Consider the following 1,343-nt stretch of genomic DNA (forward strand, 5'->3'; position numbering starts at 1 on the left):
AGCGGCATGATAGCTTCTAAATCCATACGCTTTTCTGGTAGTCAGTTTCGCTTTGTTGTTGAAGCCCTCAACGATGCCGCTGGAAAATTTCTTTTTTGCCCTGAACCAGTTCAGCAACAGAGGCCGATGGTTTCGCAGCATGCGGGCCACCTTTTTCATCGGATCAATCTTGGAGCGCATGGTCTTTGTGCACCATTTGTCCAGGAACTGCCCAGCCCAATAGGGCGACGTATAGGCCCAGAAGAGTTGGAACTCCTCTTTCAGAAGATAGCTCCTGATCGATTTCAGATTATACTGCACAAGCTCCGCCAGCTTGGTTTCCTGCTTTTCGGTCAGATTCTCCGGTCGCTTAAGCAGCAGCCAGCGGCTCTTGGTCAACACCGGTTCATAGCCCTTTTCCTTCAGCTCCTTCGCTTCCCCGGCACGTACTTCATCAATCGCCTTGCTCAGGTGCGCCATGATGTGGAAGCGGTCCAGCACGTGGATGGCATGCCCCGCCTTCTTGGCGATCACCTTCAGGTAGGGCTTCCACATGTCGCTGCAGATGTAGCGCAGGCCAGCGGTTCTGTCCTTGCCGAACCAGCGGAAGAACCCCAGCAGGGTCTTGACCTTGCGCTGCTTGCCGATCCACAACAGGCGCCGGCAGTCGGCATCGATCTGATAGACCAGCGTCAGGTATTTGTGACCCCGCTGCCATTGGATCTCGTCGATACCGATGGCCTTCACTCCCGACAGATCCTGATGCGCCCGGCCCCAGCCAACAGCCATCTCGACCGAGCGGAACACGTGGTCCCAGCTGGTGCGAAACGCCTCGGCCACCTCCTTCCAGCTCAACCGCTTGGCCCAGCCGGCCAGAAACCAGGCATAGGCCTCGGTCAAGCGGTACTTGCCGCTGGCCCAGGGCATCCGCTCCACCACCGCGCCGCAGCGTGGGCAATCCACCCGGCGCGGCGCGTAGAGGAAAAAGACCCTGATGCCCCACATCGGAATAAACTCGAAACGGCGTTCCGGCAGGGTGTCATAGCCGGGACGTCTCCGGCCACACCCCGAGCAGATCGCCCGACTGTTGCCGCGCGGATGGACTTCCACCTCGATCGTCGGATCCGCTGCGTCCTCCACCCAGCGGATGGCGCCATACACAAAAGATTTGAATTTCTGTACCCGATTCAGGATAGTCTTCAGTTGCACCCTGGCTCCTTTTTTCTGGTCGATGGTTGGTCGCACTTCCATCTTCTCAGAGATTTGGAGCAGGGTGCACCGGCTACCTTGATCGGCTCAGCAAACCTTATGCGCCTGGAACTTTATTCCTCTAGGGTTTTACCCACAAATTTTTCCGAAGAGCC

At 57.3% G+C, this 1,343-nt stretch carries 1 protein-coding gene; it reads right to left on the reverse strand.

Annotation, left to right across the window (positions count from 1 at the left end):
• A partial coding sequence (locus NPX02_RS21130) for an ISL3 family transposase (RefSeq protein ID WP_260296043.1) occupies positions 1–1,188 on the reverse strand: 1,188 nt, incomplete at its 3' end.
• Between the last annotated feature and the right edge of the window lie 155 nt (positions 1,189–1,343).

This window comes from Sedimenticola hydrogenitrophicus, from assembly GCF_025175675.1.
Classification (GTDB): Bacteria; Pseudomonadota; Gammaproteobacteria; order Chromatiales; family Chromatiaceae; genus Sedimenticola; species Sedimenticola hydrogenitrophicus.